General features: G+C 41.3%; 21 protein-coding genes. 20 read left to right on the top strand and 1 reads right to left on the bottom strand.

Annotated elements, in window-relative coordinates; translation table 11 throughout:
- Nucleotides 1-5 precede the first annotated feature (5 nt).
- The 16 genes from FC61_RS03830 (at nucleotide 6) to rfbB (FC61_RS03755) (ending at nucleotide 15,147) form a co-directional block, all read left to right on the top strand.
- A complete protein-coding gene (locus tag FC61_RS03830; RefSeq protein WP_021742700.1) occupies nucleotides 6-767 on the top strand; it encodes a CpsD/CapB family tyrosine-protein kinase in 762 nt (253 codons plus the stop codon).
- Nucleotides 764-1,546: a tyrosine-protein phosphatase gene (locus tag FC61_RS03825; protein WP_021742701.1), complete on the top strand. Its 783-nt coding sequence runs from the start codon at nucleotides 764-766 to the stop codon at nucleotides 1,544-1,546. The genes FC61_RS03830 and FC61_RS03825 overlap by 4 nt, the downstream gene beginning before the upstream one ends.
- Nucleotides 1,546-2,214: a sugar transferase gene (locus FC61_RS03820; RefSeq protein ID WP_021742702.1), complete on the top strand. Its 669-nt coding sequence runs from the start codon at nucleotides 1,546-1,548 to the stop codon at nucleotides 2,212-2,214. The genes FC61_RS03825 and FC61_RS03820 overlap by 1 nt, the downstream gene beginning before the upstream one ends.
- A 10-nt stretch (nucleotides 2,215-2,224) precedes the next feature.
- Nucleotides 2,225-3,325 (top strand): glycosyltransferase, encoded by a 1,101-nt coding sequence (locus FC61_RS03815; RefSeq protein ID WP_035465022.1) that lies wholly within the window; start codon nucleotides 2,225-2,227, stop codon nucleotides 3,323-3,325.
- 102 nt (nucleotides 3,326-3,427) lie between these two features.
- Nucleotides 3,428-4,108, top strand: coding sequence for a CDP-alcohol phosphatidyltransferase family protein (locus FC61_RS03810; RefSeq protein ID WP_042516769.1), 681 nt, complete (start codon nucleotides 3,428-3,430; stop codon nucleotides 4,106-4,108).
- A gap of 23 nt (nucleotides 4,109-4,131) precedes the next feature.
- Nucleotides 4,132-5,082: a glycosyltransferase gene (locus FC61_RS03805; RefSeq protein WP_035465024.1), complete on the top strand. Its 951-nt coding sequence runs from the start codon at nucleotides 4,132-4,134 to the stop codon at nucleotides 5,080-5,082.
- Nucleotides 5,082-6,383, top strand: a complete 1,302-nt coding sequence (locus FC61_RS03800; protein ID WP_021742706.1) for an O-antigen polymerase — start codon at nucleotides 5,082-5,084, stop codon at nucleotides 6,381-6,383. The genes FC61_RS03805 and FC61_RS03800 overlap by 1 nt, the downstream gene beginning before the upstream one ends.
- Entirely contained in the window at nucleotides 6,380-7,780 is a 1,401-nt protein-coding gene (locus tag FC61_RS03795; protein WP_021742707.1) for a lipopolysaccharide biosynthesis protein, read from the top strand. The genes FC61_RS03800 and FC61_RS03795 overlap by 4 nt, the downstream gene beginning before the upstream one ends.
- 19 nt (nucleotides 7,781-7,799) lie before the next feature.
- Nucleotides 7,800-8,516 carry an IspD/TarI family cytidylyltransferase gene (locus FC61_RS03790; protein ID WP_021742708.1) on the top strand — a complete coding sequence of 239 codons (717 nt, stop codon included), beginning with the start codon at nucleotides 7,800-7,802 and terminating at the stop codon, nucleotides 8,514-8,516.
- A gap of 5 nt (nucleotides 8,517-8,521) precedes the next feature.
- Nucleotides 8,522-9,547, top strand: a complete 1,026-nt coding sequence (locus tag FC61_RS03785; RefSeq protein ID WP_021742709.1) for a ribitol-5-phosphate dehydrogenase — start codon at nucleotides 8,522-8,524, stop codon at nucleotides 9,545-9,547.
- Between the two features lie 17 nt (nucleotides 9,548-9,564).
- Nucleotides 9,565-10,434, top strand: a complete 870-nt coding sequence (gene rfbA, locus FC61_RS03780) for a glucose-1-phosphate thymidylyltransferase RfbA (protein WP_035465026.1) — start codon at nucleotides 9,565-9,567, stop codon at nucleotides 10,432-10,434.
- A 2-nt stretch (nucleotides 10,435-10,436) separates the two neighbouring features.
- On the top strand, nucleotides 10,437-11,018 hold the full coding sequence (rfbC, locus tag FC61_RS03775) for a dTDP-4-dehydrorhamnose 3,5-epimerase (protein ID WP_021742711.1): 582 nt from the start codon (nucleotides 10,437-10,439) through the stop codon (nucleotides 11,016-11,018).
- Between the two features lie 9 nt (nucleotides 11,019-11,027).
- Nucleotides 11,028-12,056, top strand: coding sequence for a dTDP-glucose 4,6-dehydratase (gene rfbB, locus FC61_RS03770; RefSeq protein WP_021742712.1), 1,029 nt, complete (start codon nucleotides 11,028-11,030; stop codon nucleotides 12,054-12,056).
- Nucleotides 12,057-12,071: 15 nt separating this feature from the next.
- Nucleotides 12,072-12,914 (top strand): dTDP-4-dehydrorhamnose reductase, encoded by an 843-nt coding sequence (rfbD, locus tag FC61_RS03765; RefSeq protein ID WP_021742713.1) that lies wholly within the window; start codon nucleotides 12,072-12,074, stop codon nucleotides 12,912-12,914.
- Nucleotides 12,915-12,942: 28 nt separating this feature from the next.
- A complete protein-coding gene (locus FC61_RS03760) occupies nucleotides 12,943-14,022 on the top strand; it encodes an LCP family protein (RefSeq protein ID WP_042516723.1) in 1,080 nt (359 codons plus the stop codon).
- Between the two features lie 117 nt (nucleotides 14,023-14,139).
- Nucleotides 14,140-15,147 (top strand): dTDP-glucose 4,6-dehydratase, encoded by a 1,008-nt coding sequence (gene rfbB, locus FC61_RS03755; RefSeq protein WP_021742715.1) that lies wholly within the window; start codon nucleotides 14,140-14,142, stop codon nucleotides 15,145-15,147.
- 96 nt (nucleotides 15,148-15,243) lie between these two features.
- Here rfbB (FC61_RS03755) and FC61_RS03750 read toward each other — a convergent pair whose 3' ends face one another.
- Entirely contained in the window at nucleotides 15,244-16,191 is a 948-nt protein-coding gene (locus tag FC61_RS03750; protein ID WP_021742716.1) for a phosphoglycerate dehydrogenase, read from the bottom strand.
- A 288-nt stretch (nucleotides 16,192-16,479) separates the two neighbouring features.
- Here FC61_RS03750 and FC61_RS03745 point away from each other — a divergent pair, with 288 nt between their 5' ends.
- The 4 genes from FC61_RS03745 (at nucleotide 16,480) to cydC (ending at nucleotide 22,500) form a co-directional block, all read left to right on the top strand.
- Nucleotides 16,480-17,931, top strand: a complete 1,452-nt coding sequence (locus FC61_RS03745) for a cytochrome ubiquinol oxidase subunit I (RefSeq protein WP_021742717.1) — start codon at nucleotides 16,480-16,482, stop codon at nucleotides 17,929-17,931.
- A complete protein-coding gene (cydB, locus tag FC61_RS03740; RefSeq protein WP_021742718.1) occupies nucleotides 17,924-18,934 on the top strand; it encodes a cytochrome d ubiquinol oxidase subunit II in 1,011 nt (336 codons plus the stop codon). The genes FC61_RS03745 and cydB overlap by 8 nt, the downstream gene beginning before the upstream one ends.
- Before the next feature lie 96 nt (nucleotides 18,935-19,030).
- Nucleotides 19,031-20,764, top strand: a complete 1,734-nt coding sequence (gene cydD, locus FC61_RS03735) for a thiol reductant ABC exporter subunit CydD (protein WP_021742719.1) — start codon at nucleotides 19,031-19,033, stop codon at nucleotides 20,762-20,764.
- Nucleotides 20,761-22,500, top strand: coding sequence for a thiol reductant ABC exporter subunit CydC (cydC, locus tag FC61_RS03730; protein ID WP_021742720.1), 1,740 nt, complete (start codon nucleotides 20,761-20,763; stop codon nucleotides 22,498-22,500). Before cydD ends, cydC begins: the two co-directional genes overlap by 4 nt.
- Nucleotides 22,501-22,589: the final 89 nt, after the last annotated feature.

Here is a 22,589-nt window from a genome sequence, read left to right as displayed (position 1 = left end):
CGACAATGGCGTGGTTTAAGCGAAATAAGAAAAAACTTGATGATACAAGTTTAAAGTATGGTGTCGGTTTAGTTAGCTATACAGAGCCCAATGGGATGATTGCGGAACAGTTCAAAACCATTCGGACGAATATTCAATTCTCTTCGGTTGATAAGCAACTCCAATCAATTCTATTCACATCGTCGGAACCTTCTGAAGGAAAATCAACGATCAGTAATAATATGGCAGTTACCTGGGCGGATCAGGGCACTAGGGTTGTACTCGTTGATGCTGACTTACGGCGACCAACCGTTCATCGCTCGTTCGATGTTAGTAATCGGATGGGATTGACGAACTATCTATCAGGAAACGCTGACTTATCGGCAGTGGTTCGCGAGACCATGGTCAAGGACCTTAGCGTAATCACAAGTGGACCAGTTCCACCTAACCCGGCGGAGTTATTGGGTAGTAAACGAATTGAAAATTTGTTAAGTGAACTAACCGCTGAATTTGATTTGGTGATTGTTGATGCACCACCGGTTAATACGGTGACGGATGCACAGTTATTGGCAAGCCGAATTGATGGGACGGTTTTAGTTGTGCCACAAGGTATTGCTGACAAGAATGGGGTGCGTCGGGCTAAGCAACTGTTGGAGACTGTTCACGCTAACATTTTAGGAACAGTGATGAATCGTGTGACAGCCCAAAAGTCAGTGGGTTATTACGGTGGTAATTATTATGGTGGCAGTTATTACGGCGGCTATTACGGAACGGATGATAAAAAGTGACGTTAGTTGATTTACATTGTCATATTTTACCGGGTGTGGATGACGGCGCGAAAGACTTGCCGATGGCACTTGGTATGGCACGCGACGCGGTGGCGCAAGGGATTAGTCATATTCTGCTGACACCGCACCATATGGATGGCGAATATACCAACCATAAGATAGATGTATTGAGAAAAACAACGGCCTTTCAAGAAGCACTAAACGCTGCTAAGATCCCGTTAACGGTCTTTCCCGGACAAGAGGTGCACTTGACGGGGGAGCTCCTAACCGCACTAGATGATGACGATATCCTGTTTATGGATGAGGGCGGCAAGTATCTACTATTGGAATTACCGCACAGTGGGATTCCAGAATATACGGAAGATATGATCTTTGAGTTGCAGGCGCGTGGGATTACACCAGTGATTGCCCATCCGGAACGGAACCATGGGTTTCAGAAGGAACCGGACCGGTTATATGATTTTGTAGAAATGGGTTGTTTAACGCAGCTGACCAGTAGTAGTTATCTTGGAGTGTTCGGCGATAATGTCGAGAAATTAACCACTAAGATTATTCGCAGTGGTATGGGCTTTGCCTTTTCCTCGGATGCGCATAATTTTAAGGGACGGCGATTCTTAATGGGGGACGCCTTTAATAAACTAGAGCAACAAGCTGGTAAAGATGTTGCGACTAGGTTTAATGATGACGCTAGAGCAATCCTCAATGGGGAGGAGATTGTGAAACCGGAATTTACTAGGATTTCGGTGCTCAAGAAGAAAAAGAGGTTTTGGTTATTCTAATGGATTATGGAGAAGATCATGCTAAGTTGATTGCGATTGACTTGGATCATGAACGGCATCGTTATATGTATCGTGTCGTAAAACGGGTGTTTGATTTTGTAGCAAGTTTGCTGGGCCTGATTTTGTTATCACCGGTATTTCTGATTGTGGCAATTGCAATCAAGTTAGAGGATCCGAAGGGACCGGTATTCTATTCACAAACGAGATTAGGACGACAGCAACTGCCGTTTAAAATGTATAAGTTTAGATCAATGATTGTTAACGCTGATAAGCTATTAAAAAAGTTAGCAGATCAAAACGAAGTCGATGGGGCCATGTTTAAGATCAAAAGGGATCCGCGGGTGACTAACGTTGGGAGATTCATTCGTAAGTACAGTTTGGATGAATTACCGCAACTGATGAATGTTTTATTGGGACAGATGAGTTTAGTTGGACCGCGGCCGCCATTACCACGGGAAGTTGCCAACTATACGCAATATGATATGCAAAGACTTGCTGTTAAGCCAGGATGTACAGGACTATGGCAAGCTACTGCGCGTAATAGCGTTGGCTTCGATGAAATGGTGTATTTGGATTTGATGTACATTAGTAAAAGAGGGGTACTCTTTGATTCATTTATTTTGCTAAAGACTTTACATGTATTTATTAAGCCTAGCGGCGCTTATTAGAGGTTTTGTCATGATAATTTTACATTTTACAGAATATGCTTCAGGTGGCATAGCAACTTATTTAAAAGACTTGATCTCTGCACAATCGCGACTTACAGATGTTGAGAAGATTTACCTACTGGTTAGTAATTTTAATTCAGACAATGATCTTCTTAAATTATCAAGTAATAAACTTGTGGTAATAAAGTATAAGTATAGGAGATCAGTTAAAGGTATCTTTAAAATATGGTCACTATCAAAACTGATTCGTAAACTCAATCCCGATATAATCCATATTCATAGTAGCTTTGCGGGCATGATTAGAATGAAATTTTTATTTTCGAGTTTTAAAAAAAGAATCATTTACTGCGCACATGGGTGGTCATTTAACCAAGACATTAGCTTAGTTAGAAAGAATATTTATAAAATAATGGAATTTTTTCTATCGTTTGGTTGTGAAAAGATAATTAATATTTCTAATTATGAAGAAATTAACTCAAGCTTTATTGAAAATAATAAAATGATCACGATTTATAATTCCTTACCATTATGTGACGATGCTCTTCCACATATTACTCATAAATTCAATAAAAACAGTGAAGTGCTTAAAATTTTATTTGTAGGAAGATTGGATAAACAAAAAGGAATTGACTTATTAGTAAGGTCAGTTAACAGTATGGATGAAAGCAATTCCTGTGAACTAACGATTGTTGGTGACGCTGTAGTCAATCCAATCATAGAAAAAAAGAACACCGATAATATTAAGTTTCTGGGGTGGCTAGATAAAACTAAGGTTTATCAGGCAATGAGTGAAGCGGATGTGTTGGTGATTCCATCAAGATGGGAAGGCTTTGGATTAGTTGCGTTAGAGGCAATGAGAGCACATTGCTTAGTATTAGCTAGCGATGCAGGAGCTTTGCCCGAAATTGTGTTGAATGAAGACACCGGATTTGTTTTTCATTCTGGTTCACTAGATTCATTGGAATATGAACTTAAACAGGTGAAGTCATTGTCTCCATTACAAAAAGAAATAATGGAGGATAAGGCTTATAGAAGATTTGAATATTGTTTTAGCTATAATAAAATGTTAGATCAAATCATGAAGTTATATAACTTGGTGCTCAATACTTAATTATTCTTTAAAAGGAAGAATAATTTTTCCATTACAAGATCAGTTAGAAAATAGAACAATAGGAGCAGTAGAATGTCATACTATCACGAGCTACAGAAAACTATGACCGAAGAAAAAAAGAGAAAGGCCGAGAAAGATTTTTTTGCATTTTACGTTGGTCGCCCACTATCTTACTGTTTGACCATTCCATTTTTAGTATTTCATGTAAAACCCAATACGGTATCAGTAATTTCTACTATTGAGGTTATAATTGCCGCAGTTGTTTTGTCTGGTTCAACTGGGTTATTAGGCGGGATTATAGGATGGACATTATTTTTCCTTTGGAATCTTTTAGATGGTGTTGATGGAAATATAGCAAGATTTAGAGGGATTTCCACTCCACTAGGATCGGTTTTTGATGCAATGAGTGGATATGCGGCAATGTTTTTATTATTCTTTTCTTCGGGAGTTTATGCATTTAATAATTTAGAGTCGGAATTTGCATACATGCAAATCATACTTGGTTCCATTTCTGGAATGGCGGAGCTTTTCCCTAGGTTAGTAATGCATAAGGCAAAGGGCGAATTAGGAATGTCTGATAATATAATCGCTTTGGCAGATAAAGAAAATTATGGTCTTTTGAGAGTTATAGGATTGAACTTAACTAGCATTACTGGAATGGTTCAACCGTTGTTGTTGATATCAGTACTTTTGAATAAGGTTTATGTTTTTAATTATATTTATTGCTTTATTAACGTGGCAGTGATGCTAGTGTCTTTAAAAAAAATATTATCAACTAGGTAACGTATGAAAGAGAGCATAATATTGTGAAATCTAAAATCTTAATTTTAATGGCAGTTTACAATGGTGAAAAGTATATTGAATCCCAGATAGAATCCATTCTGAATCAAAGCTATCATAACTGGCAGCTAATTATCCAAGATGACGGTTCAACTGATGGAACGATGAAGATTATTGAAAAAATGAAAAAGACAGAACCCCGAATATCAGTTACTCACAATACAACAGAATTTCACGGTGCGTATGAAAATTTTTATGTTTTGCTGAATCGTACAAAGAATGGAGATTTTGGGGTGGATTATGATTACGTTGCGCTTTCTGATCAAGATGATATTTGGGATGATGCGCGCCTTGCTACAGAGAAAAAAAGATTAGATGGAAATAATTGTCCTTGCTTAGTTTATAGTAATTATTCCATTATCGATGAAAAGGCTAATGTAATTTTAAATGATGCAAATGCACAAATTGGATTAGTGCCACACCCAAGTGAAGCTATTTTTTTTGCTAATGCGTATGTTTGGGGAAATACAATAATGTTCAATAAAAACCTACTCTTAAAAATAAATATAACTAAAAACGTTATTACATCAGGACACCCACATGATGCTTATTTAGCAAAGGCAGCGGTTTTACTTGGAAATATCGAATATTTAGAAGATAAACTGGTTAAGTATCGTAGATTTTCCGGTAATGTCAGTGCTTCAATGTGGTATAAGCTTTCTGCTAAGGAGCTACTAAAGAAATTAGCGCCGGCAAAAAGGGCTGAAACCTTGGGGGTAACTCTTGATCAAAGTTACCAGATTCTTAAACAATACGATAGTAATAATGAGTTATTGAATGTGATTGTTGAAGGAGGGGTACAAGGGGTAGAGTACTTACTGAAAAATAGAATCAAACGAAAACAGTTCCTGAGAATGTTTAGCATGTATATAGTTTTTATGATTGGAACGTATAAAAAGTGGGTGAAGTTTGATTAATGTTTTTCCTAATTCTCTTTTTTATTTTGATTAGTTTACTATCATTCTCTGCGTTTAAAGCCACAATACTGAATCCGGTAAATATTTTTTCATTTGGATTTTTAATTGGACTATTTGCTTTGTGGTATTCAAAATCTTTATGGCTAGTTTCCTTAAGCTGGAAAACAATTTTTTTAATTATTGGTGGAACGCTATCATTTATTTTAGGAGTGGTGATTTCTAACATAAAAATTACTATGTCTCCTTCAATTAAAAAAAACGTAGTTAAAAATACGAGATATGAAATTCGTACGGGGCTTAAGTATTTTTCTATTGTAACCGTGTTACTCCAAGCAGTGGCAACTCTATTACTTTATAGACAGTTAAGAAGTTTCTCTGGAGGTTCATTAAGTGCAATCATTTCGTATTATAGAAATACCGCAATGTCTGTGAATGCTAGTCAGGTAACCCTATCGGTATGGTTAAGCCAATTGTTGAAAGGAACTATGTCGGCAAGTTTTATTGTTTTATTTATTTTTTTATATAGGAAGGTTATACAAAAAGATAAGGGAGGATACTTTCATTTATTTCCAATTATCATTTATATGATTCAATCGCTACTTATGGGGGGAAGACTGCAGCTACTTCGTGTATTTGTATTTGTATTTATTTGTAGTTACTTTATGGAAATGTATACCACACGTAATAGTATTACTGCTAATCGAGTCATTTTAAAAGGAACGAAATGGGTAGTTATAGTAATCCCTTTTTTCTATTTGCTCAAAGGTTTTTTGGGTCGTACGAGTACAGATAATTTTGCTCAGTATATTTCTAGATACCTAGGGGGGCCGATTGAAAGTTTTGACTTGTATCTAAAGTCTGGAGTACTGGGGGAACATAAGTTAGGACAAGAAACATTCACTAGTTTATACAGTTTATTCACACCAAATAAGATCACAACATTTAAATGGGTTGCTTCTCCGACCGGGGTCTGGATAGGAAATGTATTTACCGGTTTTAGGAGATACTATGCCGATTTTGGCACCGTCGGCCTTTTGATGTTGTCCGCAGGATTGGGAATTTTCTTTGGATTTATGTATTTTGAGAATATGAATTCAATTAATAAGGGAACCCTTTCAGTATTTTCATTGGTATGCTATGGATTTTTTTCATACTCTCTTCTTTTTGAGTTTTTCGATGATACTTTCTACTCAGTAGCGTTCTCGGTAGGTATGCTCCTTCAGGTGATTGAAATGTACTTTTTCTACAGATTATTATTCAAGAGAAGCAAGAATAATTTAATTGAAGGTGAGAGCGAGTGAGACTTATAAAAAATATGTCGTATACGCTTTTTTCAAACCTTTTAAGTATACTAGTGTCCGCATTGATCGTTTTGATTATACCTAGATTCATTGGAGTAAGAGAATATGGTTTTTGGCAACTATATGTTTTTTATGCAAGTTATGTAGGAGTATTACATTTTGGTTGGGCAGATGGCCTTTTTCTTAGGCGTGGTGGACAACAGGCTGAAAAAATTGATGCACCTTCTCTTAAAGCAGAAACAGTACTTTTTATGACCTTCAATGCGGTTATTGGGTTGTTCGTAATCTGTATTGGAATTTCTCATGTGGACTATTATAGATTTATTTTTATGTCTTTGGGATTAACAGTCTTTTTTGCGAATGTAAGGACTTGGATCACGATGATATTGCAATCTACTGGAAATTTTCGAGAATACGCTATAAATCTAAGTGCACAGTCGCTAATGTATCTCTCTTTAATATTTGTTATATTACTTTTCCATCTTTTTAACTATCAGTACATGATTGCTGCATATATTATTTCCCAGATTGCAACAGTGATTTCAGGCTTTATTCAATTACGGAAAGTTTTCAAAGAGACAAAGTCTACTCTTAATTTTAAAAAAGCTGCAGTAGAAATTAAATACAATGTTAGCGCGGGGTTTAAGCTTATGGTTGCTAATTCCACAGCCATGCTAATAATTGGGATCATTAGATTTGGTATTCAGCAGAGATGGTCGGTAACTATATTTGGAAAAATATCGTTGATTCTTTCTATTGCCAATTTATTGATGGTTTTTATTAATGCTGTGAGCTTGGTGCTATTCCCAGCATTAAGAAGAACAAAACAGATAGCCAGAGATGTTTACACCGGGATAAAATCGGTATTATTACCATTTTTATATATGGCAATGGCTCTTTATTTTCCAATCCGATTGATTATTCCAATTTGGTTGCCACAGTATGTAGATACTTTGCATTACGCGGCAGTATTGATGCCGATGATGGTTTATCAAGGAAAGTTTGAGGTGTTATCTAACACCTTTATGAAAAATTTCAGAATGGAAGGAACCTTAATGGTCATTAATATAGTTTCTTTGGTGATCAGTTTTGCACTAACAGTAATTAGTATCTATATGTTGCATAATATAGATTTTGCTGTTTTCTCGATAGCTATAGTTTTAGGGATTAGAAGTAGTATTTCTGAGGTTGTTCTTTCTAAGAGAATTTCTGTTCATTGTGTTAAAGACATAATAATTGAAAATACTTTTGTGCTTGGATTTATGTTCTTAAATTGGAATTTTTCCATTGAATTAGCTTTTGTTGTATATAGTATAGCTATTATTATTTATGCATCTTTAAGTAGGAGGTCAATATTTTCTGGGATTCTTGTGATGAGGGAGTTATCAAAATATTAGTAGAAAGTTGGTGTGTTATATGATTTATGCAGAAATACTTGCCGGAGGAAAGGGAACTAGAATGGGGAATACCGCTCTACCAAAGCAATTTTTGAATTTAGGCGGTATGCCGATCATTATTCAAACGACTAGTAAGTTCCTTTTGCAGCCTTTTTTCTCAGGAATTTTAATTGTTGTGCCTAATCAATGGATGAGATATACAAGCGATTTATTTAAAAAATTTTTTTCGGAGGACGAGCTACGGAAAATTAGTATTGTAAAGGGGGGAAATAATCGTAATCAGACATTGATGAATGGGGTAGACTTTATAGAAAATAATTTTGGGTTGAATGATGAAGATATAATCGTAACGCATGATGCAGTCCGTCCTTTTGTAAGCAGTAAAATAATTGAAGAAAATGTTAAGGCTGCAAAAAAATACGGTGCTGCGGATACAGTAATAACTGCGACAGATACAATAGTGGAAGGAAATCTAGCAAATGATTTGATTAAAAGTATCCCTGATAGGAAGAAAATGTATCAAGGACAGACACCTCAAACTTTTAATATAAAGAAACTAAAAAGTGGTTATGCTAAGCTGTCGGAAGACCAGAAGAGCATACTAACTGATGCTGCAAAGATCTTTTTGCTAACTGATACGTCTTCAGTGAAGATGGTTGAGGGCGAATCGATTAACTTTAAAATCACAAAGATATTTGATTTAAAGATGGCTGAGCTATTGGTCGGGGAAAGGTAATAATTATGCTTAATCAGGTCTATAGGTTGGTATCGGAACGAAAGTTTGAATCATTTGTTGTTTCAGAAAAAATTCATGAAAAATCTGTCGTTGTTAAGCCAACTTATCTTTCAATTTGTCATGCAGATCAGCGGTATTATTCCTTCAAACGGAGAACAGAAGTAATTAATGAAAAGCTTCCTATGGCCTTAATTCATGAAGGAATTGGAAAAGTAGTTGCTACTTCAGATGATAAATTTTCTATTGGAGATAGAGTAATATTTATTCCCAGTTTGCCGGTTGAGAAGGATGAATTAATTGAGGAGAATTATCTTGAGAGCACAAAGTTCAGATCATCTAATTATGACGGACTTATGCAGGAGTATATAATTTCTGATATTTCGAGAATTGTAAAAATTCCTGATGGATTAGAGAATACGATAGTTGCTTTCGCAGAAATGTTAACAGTAGCGCATCAAGGAATAACTCGATTAAGCAGGGTTTCTGATATAAGTGATAGTGTAATTGGAATTTGGGGAGATGGAAATCTGGGATATATGGTTTCAGCATTGATAAAGTGCATTTATCCGGAGTCTAAGGTTTATGTTTTTGGACACCATCAAGCTAAGTTAAATTATTTTTCTTTTGTAGATAGAACCTTTTTAACGGATAATATTCCTGAAAATGTAAGGATCGATCAAGCAATAGAAGCTACAGGTGGTTTAGGAAGTCAGATGGCAATCGACCAAATTATTAATAGTTTAGAGCCAGAAGGTGCAAGCGTATTGATGGGTGTTAGTGAGGAAAATGTTCCAGTAAATACACGTATGGTATTACAAAAAGGATTAACTTTTGTTGGAAGTAGTAGATCCTCAAGAAGTGATTTCATTGAAGTGATGAATATGTTGACCAAGAACCCATTACTTGTTGATAAAATGGGCATATTGGTTGACACAGTAAGAGACATAAAATCAATTGATGATATTGGTCAGGCGTTTGAACATGATCAAGCTCATGCTTTTGGTAAAACGATAATGCACTGGCATTTATGAAAGGGGATGTTTATCTCTTGAAAGGGATTATTCTTGCGGGGGGGTCAGGTACCAGACTATACCCAATCACACAGGCTGTTTCTAAACAGCTGATACCAGTTTATGATAAGCCAATGATTTATTATCCCTTATCAACACTTATGTTAGCTGGAATTCAAGATATATTAATCATTTCCACATCAGTAGATACACCACGATTTGAGGATTTGTTCGGTGACGGTCATGATCTTGGCTTGAATATCTCTTATGCTGTCCAAAAGAATCCCAATGGATTAGCCGAAGCTTTTATTATCGGTAAAGAATTTATCGGTGATGATTCAGTTTGTTTAATTTTGGGCGATAATATTTACTATGGTGGTGGCTTGTCAGAAATGTTGCAACGTGCTGCACAAAAAAGGCAAGGGGCTACAGTATTTGGTTATCATGTCAATGATCCTGAACGTTTTGGGGTGGTGAGTTTTGATGAGAATATGCATGCCAAGTCGATCGTAGAAAAGCCCAAACATCCTGCAAGTAACTATGCGGTTACTGGCATGTATTTTTATGATAACCAAGTGGTTGACATCGCTCAGAATATTCGGCCATCAGCTCGTGGTGAATTGGAGATCACAGATATTAATCAAGTTTATCTGGCTAAAGATCAACTTGATGTTGAACTGATGGGACGGGGTTTTGCGTGGTTAGATACAGGAACACACGACTCACTTCAGGCTGCTGGTAGTTTCATTGCGACCGTTCAAAAGCGGCAAAACTTAAAGGTGGCGTGTTTGGAAGAAGTTGCTTATCGGATGGGGTATATTGATGCCGATAAAGTTTATGAATTGGCACAGCCACTAAAGAAAAATGATTATGGACAGTATTTATTAAGACTAATCGGGAGGGATTAATTGTGGGCAGACTAAAAATAACGGAAACAAAACTACAGGATGTTAAGATTATTGAACCAGCTATTTTTGGTGATAATCGTGGCTTTTTTACAGAGACTTATTCAGATCGTGATTTTAAAGCTGCGGGTATTAACTTCAACTTCATTCAAGATAACCACTCGTTATCAGCACAGGCAGGGGTTTTGCGAGGCTTGCATTTTCAACGGGGGCAAGCAGCTCAAACGAAATTGATTCGCGTTGTTAGCGGGGCAGTTCTTGATGTGATTGTGGATGTTCGAAAGGGCTCACCTACATATAAGCAATGGGAAGGGTACATCATTTCCGCAAGTAATCATCGTCAGTTATTAGTACCCAAAGGCTATGCTCATGGTTTTGTAACGTTAACAGATAACGTAAATTTCTTATATAAGTGTGACAATTATTACGATGCTGATGCTGATGGCGGTATCACGTTTAAGGACGCTGAGTTAAATATTGACTGGCCGATCGACTTCGATCAAGCAATTACATCTGAAAAGGATGCACAACAGCCGACTTTTGCTGAGTTCGAAAAGGATAATCCATTTGTTTATGGCGAAATTTAGGAGGAAGTCATGAAAAATTTGATTGTGACCGGTGGTGCCGGCTTTATCGGATCTAACTTTGTTCATTATGTTATTGCCAATCATCCGGAAGTGCATGTTACCGTATTAGACAAATTGACATATGCAGGTAACCGGGCTAACCTAGCCGGGCTACCGGCCGACCGAGTTGAATTGGTTGTTGGAGATATTTGTGATGCTCAGTTGGTAGATCGGTTGGTTCAGAAGGCTGATGCGGTTGTTCATTATGCGGCCGAAAGTCACAATGATAATTCATTACTAGATCCATCGCCATTTATCCAAACTAATATTGTTGGCACATATACATTGATTCAGGCCTGTCGTAATCATGATGTTCGGTTCCATCATGTATCAACGGATGAAGTCTATGGAGATTTACCGTTACGTGAAGACTTGCCGGGCCACGGTGAGGGTATTGGTGAGAAGTTTACACCGGATAGCCCATATCGACCTAGCAGTCCATACTCGTCTTCAAAGGCTAGCTCCGATCTATTAGTTCGTGCTTGGGTTCGATCGTTTGGTCTGAAAGCTACTATTTCTAACTGTTCAAATAATTATGGCCCATATCAGCACATTGAGAAATTTATTCCTCGGCAAATTACCAATATTCTAAGTGGAATTCGTCCGAAACTATACGGTACGGGTAAGAATGTGCGAGATTGGATTCATACTAATGATCATTCACGAGCTGTCTGGACGATTTTAACCCAAGGTGAAATTGGTGAGACCTATTTGATCGGTGCTAATGGTGAGAAGAATAATCAAGATGTTTTGGAGCTTATCTTGAAGTTAATGGGGCAGCCTAGCGATGCTTATGACCAGGTGAAAGACCGTCCGGGCCACGATTTACGGTATGCGATTGATTCGACTAAGTTACGTGAAGATTTGGGTTGGCAACCTGAATATACTGACTTTGAGACGGGATTACAGCATACGATTGACTGGTACCAGGCGCATGAAGACTGGTGGCGAGCAGAAAAGGCGGAAGTTGAAGCTAAATATGCGCGAAATGGACAATAGGAGTTAACTGATAGTATGAAAATCTTAATCACAGGCGCAAACGGGCAGTTAGGAACAGAACTCCGTCAATTATTAGACAAACGTGGCGTTGACTACATGGCTACGGACTCCAAGCAACTGGATATTACAAAAAAGATGGCAGTTGATACTTACTTTGAAAGCAATCAACCAGATGTAGTCTATGATTGCGCGGCTTATACGGCGGTTGAGGCCGCAGAAGAGGAGCCAGGAAAGACAGCGAATTACGCAGTTAATGTTTCTGGAACACGGAATCTGGCCCAAGCGGCTGAAAAAATCGGGGCGACGTTGGTATATATCAGTACAGATTATGTATTTGACGGGACTAAGTCAGATATGTATTTGGAGACAGATGCTGTTAATCCTAAGAATGAATATGGCTTAGCTAAGTACCAAGGAGAACAAGCAGTTCGAGAAATTATGAGTCACTACTACATTGTTCGAACTTCATGGGTATTTGGCAAGTATGGGAATAATTTTGTATTTACCATGATGAAGCTAGCCCAAACACATGATAAATTGACCGTGGTTAATGACCAGGTTGGTCGGCCGACTTGGACAAAAACTTTGGCTGAATTTATGGGTTACGCGGTTGAAGAGAAATTGGCGTATGGGTTATATCAATTGTCCAATGATGACAGTTGTTCTTGGTATGATTTTGCTTGTGAAATTTTAAAGGATACTCAAGTTCAAGTTGAGCCAGTTGATTCTACAGCTTTTCCACAAAAAGCTTATCGACCGAAGCATTCTGTAATGAGTTTGAATAAGGTTAAGGCAACAGGGTTTGAGATTCCAACTTGGCAGAAGGCTTTGCAGGACTTCAAAACGGATTTGAAGTAATTATAGGTGTTTTGATAAGACTGAAAGGGTGGTTGATAACGTGCAACATAGAAAAAAGACGCATCCAGTTCGTAATACGGTATTAGTACTTATTCTGTTGTTAATTATTGGTGGATTAGCATATGGTATGAGCAGGTATCGAAGCCTGAAAAATTCAGTAAATAGTTCGTTCAAAGCCTCTGGATTAACCAAGGAGCGTAATGTGACGAGTCAATTATCTTCAAAAAAGCCGATTTCTATTTTATTGTTAGGGACGGATACTGGAAGCTTTGGACGGAGTGATAGAGGTCGTACTGATAGCATGATGGTTGTTACTATCAATCCTAAGACTAATAAGACGACGGTGACAAGTGTACCTCGGGATACAGCTGTTAGCATTCCGGGTTATACTAGTGATTCTCCTTCGAAAATTAATGCAGCTTATGCATGGGGTGGAACGAAAACTACCATTAAGACAGTACAAAAGATGCTAAATATTCCAATAGACTTTTATGCATTGGTTAACTTAGGTGGTTTGAAGAAAGTTGTCAATAAGGTTGGCGGCGTTGACGTTACACCAACGTTAAGCTTTAGCAACCTAGGATATACTTTTAAAAAGGGCATTAAGACTCATATGAATGGAAAAAAAGCACTTGCCTATGTCGATATGAGATACAAAGATCCGCAAGGAGACTATGGTCGTCAGACTCGGCAACGGTCTGTGTTGATGGCTATTGTTCATAAAACGGGTTCGGTTTCTGCCTTATTAAATCAGGAATTTATTGACTCAATTTCATCGGAAACACAAACTGACTTGACGTTTGATGATTTAACGATGATTGCCAAAGATTATCGCACAGCCACTAAGAATGTTAAGCAAACCCATTTACAAGGGGCTGGTAAGGAACTTAACGATCAGAGCATGGAAGTTATGAAAAAGTCCGAACTCCAACGCGTGACAAACTTTATTCGTAATGGCTTGAGCTTATCTTACAAGAAGACCGGATCAATTGCGGTTTTTAGTAGTACGAATTCGAAGAGTAAGAGTCGCTCCAGCTCTAGTACGGGGACAAATGCAACAACCGCCAATAGCGGAACAAACAATAGTGATTATGGATACGGTTATTAAGCAGAATAGAGGGTATTTAGAAAACAGTGGTAAGCTAAGTGCTTCCGCTGTTTTCTTTTACCATCAGATAGGCTAAACTGAAGTCAGATAAGCTTTGAAAGAAGGAGCGGGTGAACGATGCATTTATTAGTTACTGGTGGGGCGGGTTTCATAGGTGCCAACTTTGTGCATGACATTGTCCGAGAGCATCCAACGACTGATGTAACAGTGCTCGACAAGCTAACTTATGCTGGTAATCGTGCTAATTTAGCCGATTTGCCAGTTGAACGAGTTCGATTAGTCGTTGGGGACGTCACTGACGCCGGGTTAGTTGATCGACTGGTTTCTCAGACCGATGCGGTGGTACATTACGCCGCTGAGAGTCATAACGACCACTCGCTACATAATCCGGATCCGTTTGTTCAGACAAATATCGTGGGTACGTATATGTTACTTCAAGCCTGCCACAAATATAATGTGCGGTTTCACCAAATTTCTACGGATGAAGTGTATGGTGATCTTCCATTACGTTCTACCGGGAGTACCGCAATGTTCACATCCAATAGCCGGTATAATCCTAGCAGTCCTTATGCTGCAACCAAGGCCAGTGCCGACATATTGGTTCGTGCGTGGGTCCGGTCGTTTGGACTGCGGGCAACGATTTCGAACTGTTCTAACAATTACGGTCCTTACCAATATGTTGAAAAGTTTATCCCACGTCAAATTACCAATATTTTAAGTGGTCGACGGCCTAAGCTATATGGACGGGGGATGAACGTACGCGATTGGATTCATGTGAGTGATCATTCGCGGGCAGTTTGGGAGATTCTGATGCATGGTGAGATTGGTCAGACGTACTTGATTGGTGCTAATGGTGAACGGAGTAATCGTGATGTTTTAGCCCTTATTTTGAAGCTAATGGGTCAGCCTGCCGATGCTTTCGATTGGGTAGCTGACCGAGCGGGGCATGATCGACGTTATGCGATTGATGCAACAAGGCTTCGCAATGAGCTAGGGTGGCAGCCAGAGGTCACCGACTTTGAAGCCGGCTTACAGCAAACCATTGACTGGTACCGTGCACATGAGAGTTGGTGGCGGCCGGTAAAAGCTCAGGTTGAGGCCGGGTATCGGGTACATGGGCAGTGAACTGTAAACAAAGGTCCGTTGTTTCAAGGCGACAAAAAAAGAGATGCGACGATTTCAATCAATAAAATCATCGTATCTCTTTTGCGTTCCTATTAATTAATATCCCCGTGACACATCCGCCACATTAACGTGTAGTGAACCATCCTGCACAAAACTTTCAACGTTATCGCGAAGATAATCGAAGATTGGTAAGGCGTTGTCTGGCGCAAAACCAGTTTGGTGGGGAGTGATTAAGACGTTCGGGTAATTCCACAGTTTAGAGTCCTTAGGTAGTGGTTCATTTTCGAAAACATCTAGGGCTGCATGTAAGACGTTTTGATAGAGTAGGGCGTGCATCAGTGCCTGCTCATCAACTGACTTTCCTCGACCAACATTCACGAAAATTCGGAGTCCGTTCAGTTGGTTAAAGTAAGCTTCATTAAAGTAATGAGTGGTCTCTGCTGTTGCGGGCATCGCATTGATAATAATATCTGCATCCTTGACCAAGTCAGCATCATCTTGCATGGCAACTGCACCTTGGAAACCCGTCACGCCATGCCCAGATCGGTTAACGCCAAATGGGTAGTTGCCAAAGCCGTTTAGCAGGTTGGCAATGGCTTGACCAATACTCCCGGTCCCATAAATAACGACCTTCTGGTTAGCTAACACATCCAAGTCACTCCGAGCCGGTTGTTGCCAGAAGTGACCAGCCTGATTCTTTACGGCTTCATTGAAGCCACGTAAGAAGTATAGCAGGTAGCCCAATGTTGATTCGGCAATTGCGCCCGAGTAGGCACCACTGGCATTAGTAACCTGAATATGGTGTTCGCGAATCCAATCAAGTGGGAGATAATCAATCCCTGCACTGACTGTTTGAATCCACTTCACCTGGTTAGCTGGGTTTTGGAGGACTGCCAAACCATGTTGGCGGCTCCACCCAAAGATGATACTAATCTCTGTGGCACTTTGCCACTCACTAGCGGGGACGACCGTCACGTCTTGATCCGCCAATTCACGGGTCTGAGCGGGCGTTAATGCTTGAAATGCAAGAATTTTTTCTGTCATCACAAAAGGCCTCCTTAACTTCGTTCGGTTACTCTTATTTTAGCACGTGTTTGTTAATTTCTCGCATAAAAATCTTCGGACGCTAAAGTAACCGGTTACATGATATGCGACACCTTTTCAAATCTGTTACGGAGTTGACCGAACAAAATGCGGTGAAAAATCGCACAAATACCACAAACTTTGCAGATATTCGTAACCAATCATTGAAACTTGACTTATCACTCGATATAATGAAGTCAAGACAGCAATTATTTATTTACACTAACAACGATTGGGGAGGTTAGAACAATGTTCAATCTGGGTCTGGATATCCTTGGGCTTGCCCGTTTCCAGTTCGCCATGACGACGGTGTTTCACTTTTTCTTCGTACCGTTGTCAATCGGTCTGGCGTTTGTCGTGGCCGTGATGGAAACGATGTACGCAATCAAGGGTGATGAGGATTACAAGAAAATGGCGCAGTTCTGGGGCAAAATTTTCCTGTATAGCTTTGCCGTTGGGGTTGTGACCGGGATCATTCAAGAGTTCCAATTTGGGATGAACTGGTCGGAATACTCACGTTTTATGGGGGACATCTTCGGTGCGCCATTAGCCATTGAAGCCCTCGCCGCATTTTTCCTGGAATCCACGTTTATTGGGATGTGGATGTTTACTTGGGATCGGTTTAACAAATGGGTTCACACGTTATTTATTTGGTTGGTCATGTTCGGGTCATCACTGTCTGCCTTATGGATCTTGGCTGCCAATAGTTTCATGCAAAATCCATTGGGTTACATCATCAACCAAAAGACTGGACACGTCCAAATGACGAGTTTCGGTCAAGTTGTGGGGAACCCGCAACTGTGGAATGAATTTCCGCACGTAATTTTTGGGGCATTTGTAACCGCTTCGTTTGTGATTGCCGGCTGCTGTGCTTGGCGCTTACTCAAGAAAGACCACGTGTCCTTCTACCGTAAGTCCATGAACGTTGCCTTGGTCATTGGGTTGATTTTCTCACTAGGTTCTATCGCCAGTGGGGACTTCCAAACCCGTTATCTGATTAACAATCAACCAATGAAGTTCGCTGCCATGGAAGGGCTCTATAAGGACTCCACCAACAAGGGTGAATGGTCGGCGGTTTCCACCTTCAACACTAAGCAACACAAGTCGACGTGGTCGATCGACGTGCCATATGTTTTGAACTTATTAAGTTATCACAAGACGACCGGGACGGTTAAAGGCATGAACACCATCAATAAGGAGTTACATGCCAAGTATGACAAGAAGTTTGGTAGCGATATGAATTACTACGTCCCAACCAATACCTTGTTCTGGAGCTTCCGGATTATGGCCGGTGCTGGCGCTTTGTTTGCCTTATTGGCCATTGTTGGATTGATTATGAACCGTAAGAAGTCACAGGCTATCATGAAGCAGCGGTGGTTCTTATACATCATGGGACTATGCCTCTGGTTACCATTCGTCGTTAATACGGCTGGGTGGTTTGTCACTGAGTTTGGTCGCTATCCATGGATTGTTTATGGCCTGTTGACGATCGCTGATGCCGTTTCGCCAAACGTTTCCGTAGCCTCGTTACTGACCAGTAACATCGTCTACTTCTTAATGTTTGCTGGGATGGGGGTAGTCATGGTCGTCCTCAGTCATCGAGCTTTGAAGGCTGGTCCAGACGTCGACAACACAGATGGCTATGCCACGAGTGATACCGAGCTTGATCCATATTCAAAGGGGGCGTTCAACCATGACTAGTCTACAATTACTCTGGTTTATTCTGATTGGCGTCTTGTTCAGTGGGTTCTTCTTCCTTGAAGGCTTTGACTTCGGCGTCGGCATGTTGATTAAGAGTTTTGCCAAAAATGATGCTGAACGTGACGTGGTTATCCGTTCCATTGGACCTCACTGGGACGGTAACGAAGTATGGCTGATTACAGCTGGTGGGGCAATGTTTGCCTCATTCCCAATGTGGTATGCCACCCTGTTTTCTGGGTATTACCTCGTTTTATTCTGCATTCTAGCCGCCTTGATTTTCCGGGGAGTCTCCTTTGAATTCCGGGCTAACATGGAAACTCAGCGTTGGCGGACCTTCTGGGAATGGGCCGGTACGATTGGTAGTTTCTGTGCCGCCTTTCTCTTCGGGATGCTATTTACATCCATGATTAAGGGGATGCCCATTGATAAGAACGGCGATATGACAGCGCACTTCTTTGATTACGTGAACCTGTTCTCCATCGTTGGTGGGGTGGCCATTGTGGTCCTCTGTCTGGTTCATGGGCTGAACTTCATTCGGTTGAAGACCACCGGTGAACTGCGTGAACGTGCTTTGTCTTGGAATAAGGTTCTCTATCCGGTACTCTTTGCCGGTGAAGTCGTCTTTGCCATTCTCTTATTCTTCTTTACGGATTTCTTCAGTAAGAAGCCGATGACCACGACGGCCATTGTAGTCGCGTTAGTTGTCTTTACCTGCTTAGCTTACTGGGGTGTCTTGAAGAATCATGAATGGTTGTCCTTTATTGGTAGTGGTCTAGGCTTGATTAGCGTTGTGGTCTTGATCTTTAATGGGTTATTCCCACGGGTCATGGTGGCCAACAATCCAGCTTACTCCTTACTAATCAAGAACTCTTCGAACTCCCCGTACACGTTACACCTGATGACCATCTTGACCTTTAGCATCTTGCCAATCGTCTTGATCTACTTCATCTGGAGTTACTGGGTCTTCTACAAGCGTTTAGCGTCACCGAAACAAAATGCTTAAATAAAATTCAGTGAAAACGCCGCTTCGGCAAGTTCTGACACGCGAAAAATGCTATCATAGCATTAGTGTTATCACTTGTTACGAGGGGGCGTTTTTTTGATTGATCAACGTGTTTTCAAATTTCCGGGTATTAAGCCGGCGATGGTGATTGAGACGATTCTAACCGTCATTCAAGCCATTATGATTATTCTGCAGGCCCAATACTTATCTGTGGCCATCGTTCGGTTATGGCGTCAACAGCCCGTTGGCACCATTGTCACACCCTTGGCGTTATTTGCGGTAGCGTTTTTGGCGCGACATTTATTAACCGTTTTCAAGAACTGGTGCCTCTATCCTTTTGTGGAGAAAAGCACCAAGACCTTACGGCAACAGTTTATGGCGAAGTTATTTGACCTTGGCCCCAGCGTTGTCGCCGAAAAGGGGACCGGGAATGTCGTTACCATGGGGCTAGAGGGCATTGACAAGATTCAGACCTATCTGATGATGATTATCGGTAAGGTGGTGGATCTGTCGATTACGCCGTGGCTAGTCCTGATCTACATTGCAACCATTCAGTGGAAAGAGGCGCTGTTCTTACTGGCTATCTATCCCTTAATTATTCTCTTTATGATCATTCTGGGACTAGCAGCACAAGCCAGAGCCGACCGGCAATATGCCGGATATCAACGGCTCTCCAACCATTTTGTGGATACCCTGCGGGGCCTGCCCACGCTTAAACAGTTGGGGCTAAATGAACAGTATGCCGATAACGTCTATCAAGTCAGTGAAGATTATCGCAAGAAAACGATGGCCACACTGACCATCGCTATGACATCGACCTTTGCGCTCGATTTCTTTACCACGTTATCGATTGCTATTGTGGCGGTCTTTTTAGGTTTTGGGTTAATGGATAGTACGATTCAGCTGTTGCCAGCGCTGGTTATTTTAACGTTGGCACCCGATTATTTTGCCCCTATTCGTAATTTTGCCAATGATTATCATGCGACGTTGAATGGGAAGAATGCCCTAACAGCGGTCTTGGATGTCTTACAGCGGCCAGTGCCGACTGATCGGGCGTTATTGCCTGAACGCAATCCGGTTTGGCAGGCAGACGACACGATTCAGTTTGAACACGTCAATGTGAGCTACGGTGATGGGGCACCGACACTTCATGATTTGAACTTTCGCGTTCAAGGGTTTCAAAAGATTGGTATTATTGGTGCTTCTGGTTCAGGGAAGTCGACGCTGATTAATACCTTAGGCGGCTTTCTCAGCCCGCGTGACGGTCAAATCACAGTGAATGATGTGACCGTGCCACATTTGGATCAAACGGCTTGGCAGCACAGTTTTGTCTATATTCCGCAGTCACCCTATTTATTCCATGCCAGCTTACGGGATAATCTGGCTTTCTACGCACCTGATGCCAGTGATGACGCAGTTGCAGCTGCTGCGGATAAAGCCGGATTGCAAGACTGGATTGCCAGTCTACCTGATGGTTTAGCGACGCCGATTGGCGAAGGTGCTCGTGGCGTCAGTGGGGGGCAAGCGCAACGGATTGCGTTAGCCCGGGCCTTTCTGGATGATTCCCGGCGGATTCTATTGTTTGATGAGCCGACTGCCCACTTAGATATTGAAACCGAAGTTGAATTGAAGCAAACGATGCTACCGGTCTTTGAGAATCACGTGGTTTTCTTTGCCACGCACCGGCTTCACTGGATGAACGAAATGGATTATATTTTAGTTCTGGATCACGGCAAAATTGTGGAACAGGGAACACCTGACGACTTACAACGCCGCAATGGGGCTTACGTCCGGCTACGATCAGAGATGGAAGGGGCGACGACCAAATGAAGGGTTTCTTGACAACCTTTAAGCACGACCACTGGGTAATGCCCTATCTGCGACGTTACCGCAAATTATTGGTACTCGTGCTGTTCTTAGGTTTTATGACGTTCTTTTGTGGTGGTGCGTTGATGTTTAACTCCGGCTATCTGATTAGTCGAGCAGCGACACACCCTTATAATATTTTGATGATTTATGTCCCGATTGTCCTAGCCCGGGCCTTTGGGATCGGCCGGCCAGCCTTTCGTTACGTGGAACGGTTAACCAGTCATAACTGGGTATTGCGGATTGTCTCGGACTTTCGTAAGCGCCTGTATCAGGCAGTGGAAAAGCAAGCCGTTGCGATTCGGCAAACGCATCAAACGGGGGATGTCCTCAGTATTCTAGCTGATGACATTGATCACATTGAAAACCTCTATTTGCGCACGGTCTTTCCGTTAGTGATTGGTTGGCTATTGTATTTATTTGTCGCTGTTGGGATTGGTTACTTCAATTGGGCCTTTGGGTTACTCATGCTCATCTTACTGGGCGTCATTGTGATTGTCATGCCGTTAGTATCGGTCGCCGCAAATGGTCGCCGTGAATTTCAGGCGCGACAAGTCCAGCGGCAATTCTATACCCAATTGACAGATGCCGTATTGGGGCTCGGGGACTGGTTGATTTCTGGCCGCCGACAAGCTTTTTTGCAGCAACAAGAGCAACCCATCGACCGCATTGCCACCCTGCGGCGGGCTGACCACCATTTCCAGTGGTGGCGGAACTTTGCCATTCAGTTTGTTTTTGGTGCCGCAGTGGTTCTAATTGTGTGGTGGGCTGGCGTGACGTTCACGCATAATCAGGCAGAAGCTAACTGGGTAGCGGCGTTTGGTTTGGCTCTATTTCCGGCCGTGGAACCCTTTGCTGATATGAGTCAAGGCGTTAGTGAATGGCCAGTCTACCAGGATTCAATTCGGCGAGTTAACAGTCTGGATGAGGCCACACCGGAGCAACCAGTCGCACAGACCACCATTGGGCCGCTTACCGATTTGACGCTGGATCATGTGCGATTCACTTATTCGGGGGCCAAACGAGAAGTCCTAAGTGATTTATCGCTTACGTTACATCCCGGAGAAAAACTGGCACTACTGGGTCCCAGCGGTACCGGCAAAAGTACGCTGCTGAAACTGATTTTAGGGGATGAACAGCCCAACAGCGGTCGGGTTACTTTAAATGGGGTGTCCATTGATCAACTACAGGCGCAACGGGCACAACTCTTTGGTGTGCTTGACCAACAACCCTATTTATTTAACACGACCGTGATGAACAATGTTCGGCTAGGAAACTTGCAGGCGACGGATGATGACGTTCGAGCGGCGGTCAAGGCGGTTGAACTCGATGAGCTGATTAGCCGATTGCCTGATGGGTATAATACACAGGTTCAAGAGGCCGGTAGCCGCTTTTCTGGCGGTGAACGTCAGCGATTATCCTTGGCACGGATCTTACTCCAAGATGCACCGATTATCATTTTAGATGAACCTACCGTTAGCTTGGACCCGATTACGGAACAACACTTGTTGGATACCGTCTTTAAGGTTCTACATGATAAGACGATCATCTGGGTAACGCACCATTTGGCGGGGATTAACCATGTCGATCAGGTCCGCTTCATTGAGCATGGTCAGTTCGACATGCAAGGGAGTCCGCAAGATCTGTATCAAAATAATGCTCGTTTTCGGGCTTTGTATGATTTGGATCGCGGCCATTAAAGTCTTAGGAAATTTGGGACGTCAGTCGATTAGGCTGGCGTCTTTTTTTATAAAAATGAGCGCATCAAAAGGCGAATATCTGCTTTTTA

The organism is Levilactobacillus brevis ATCC 14869 = DSM 20054 (assembly GCF_001433855.1).
Classification (GTDB): Bacteria; Bacillota; Bacilli; order Lactobacillales; family Lactobacillaceae; genus Levilactobacillus; species Levilactobacillus brevis.
The sequence above is the reverse complement of the archived record's forward strand: the minus strand, read 5'-3'. Positions and strand labels throughout refer to the sequence as shown.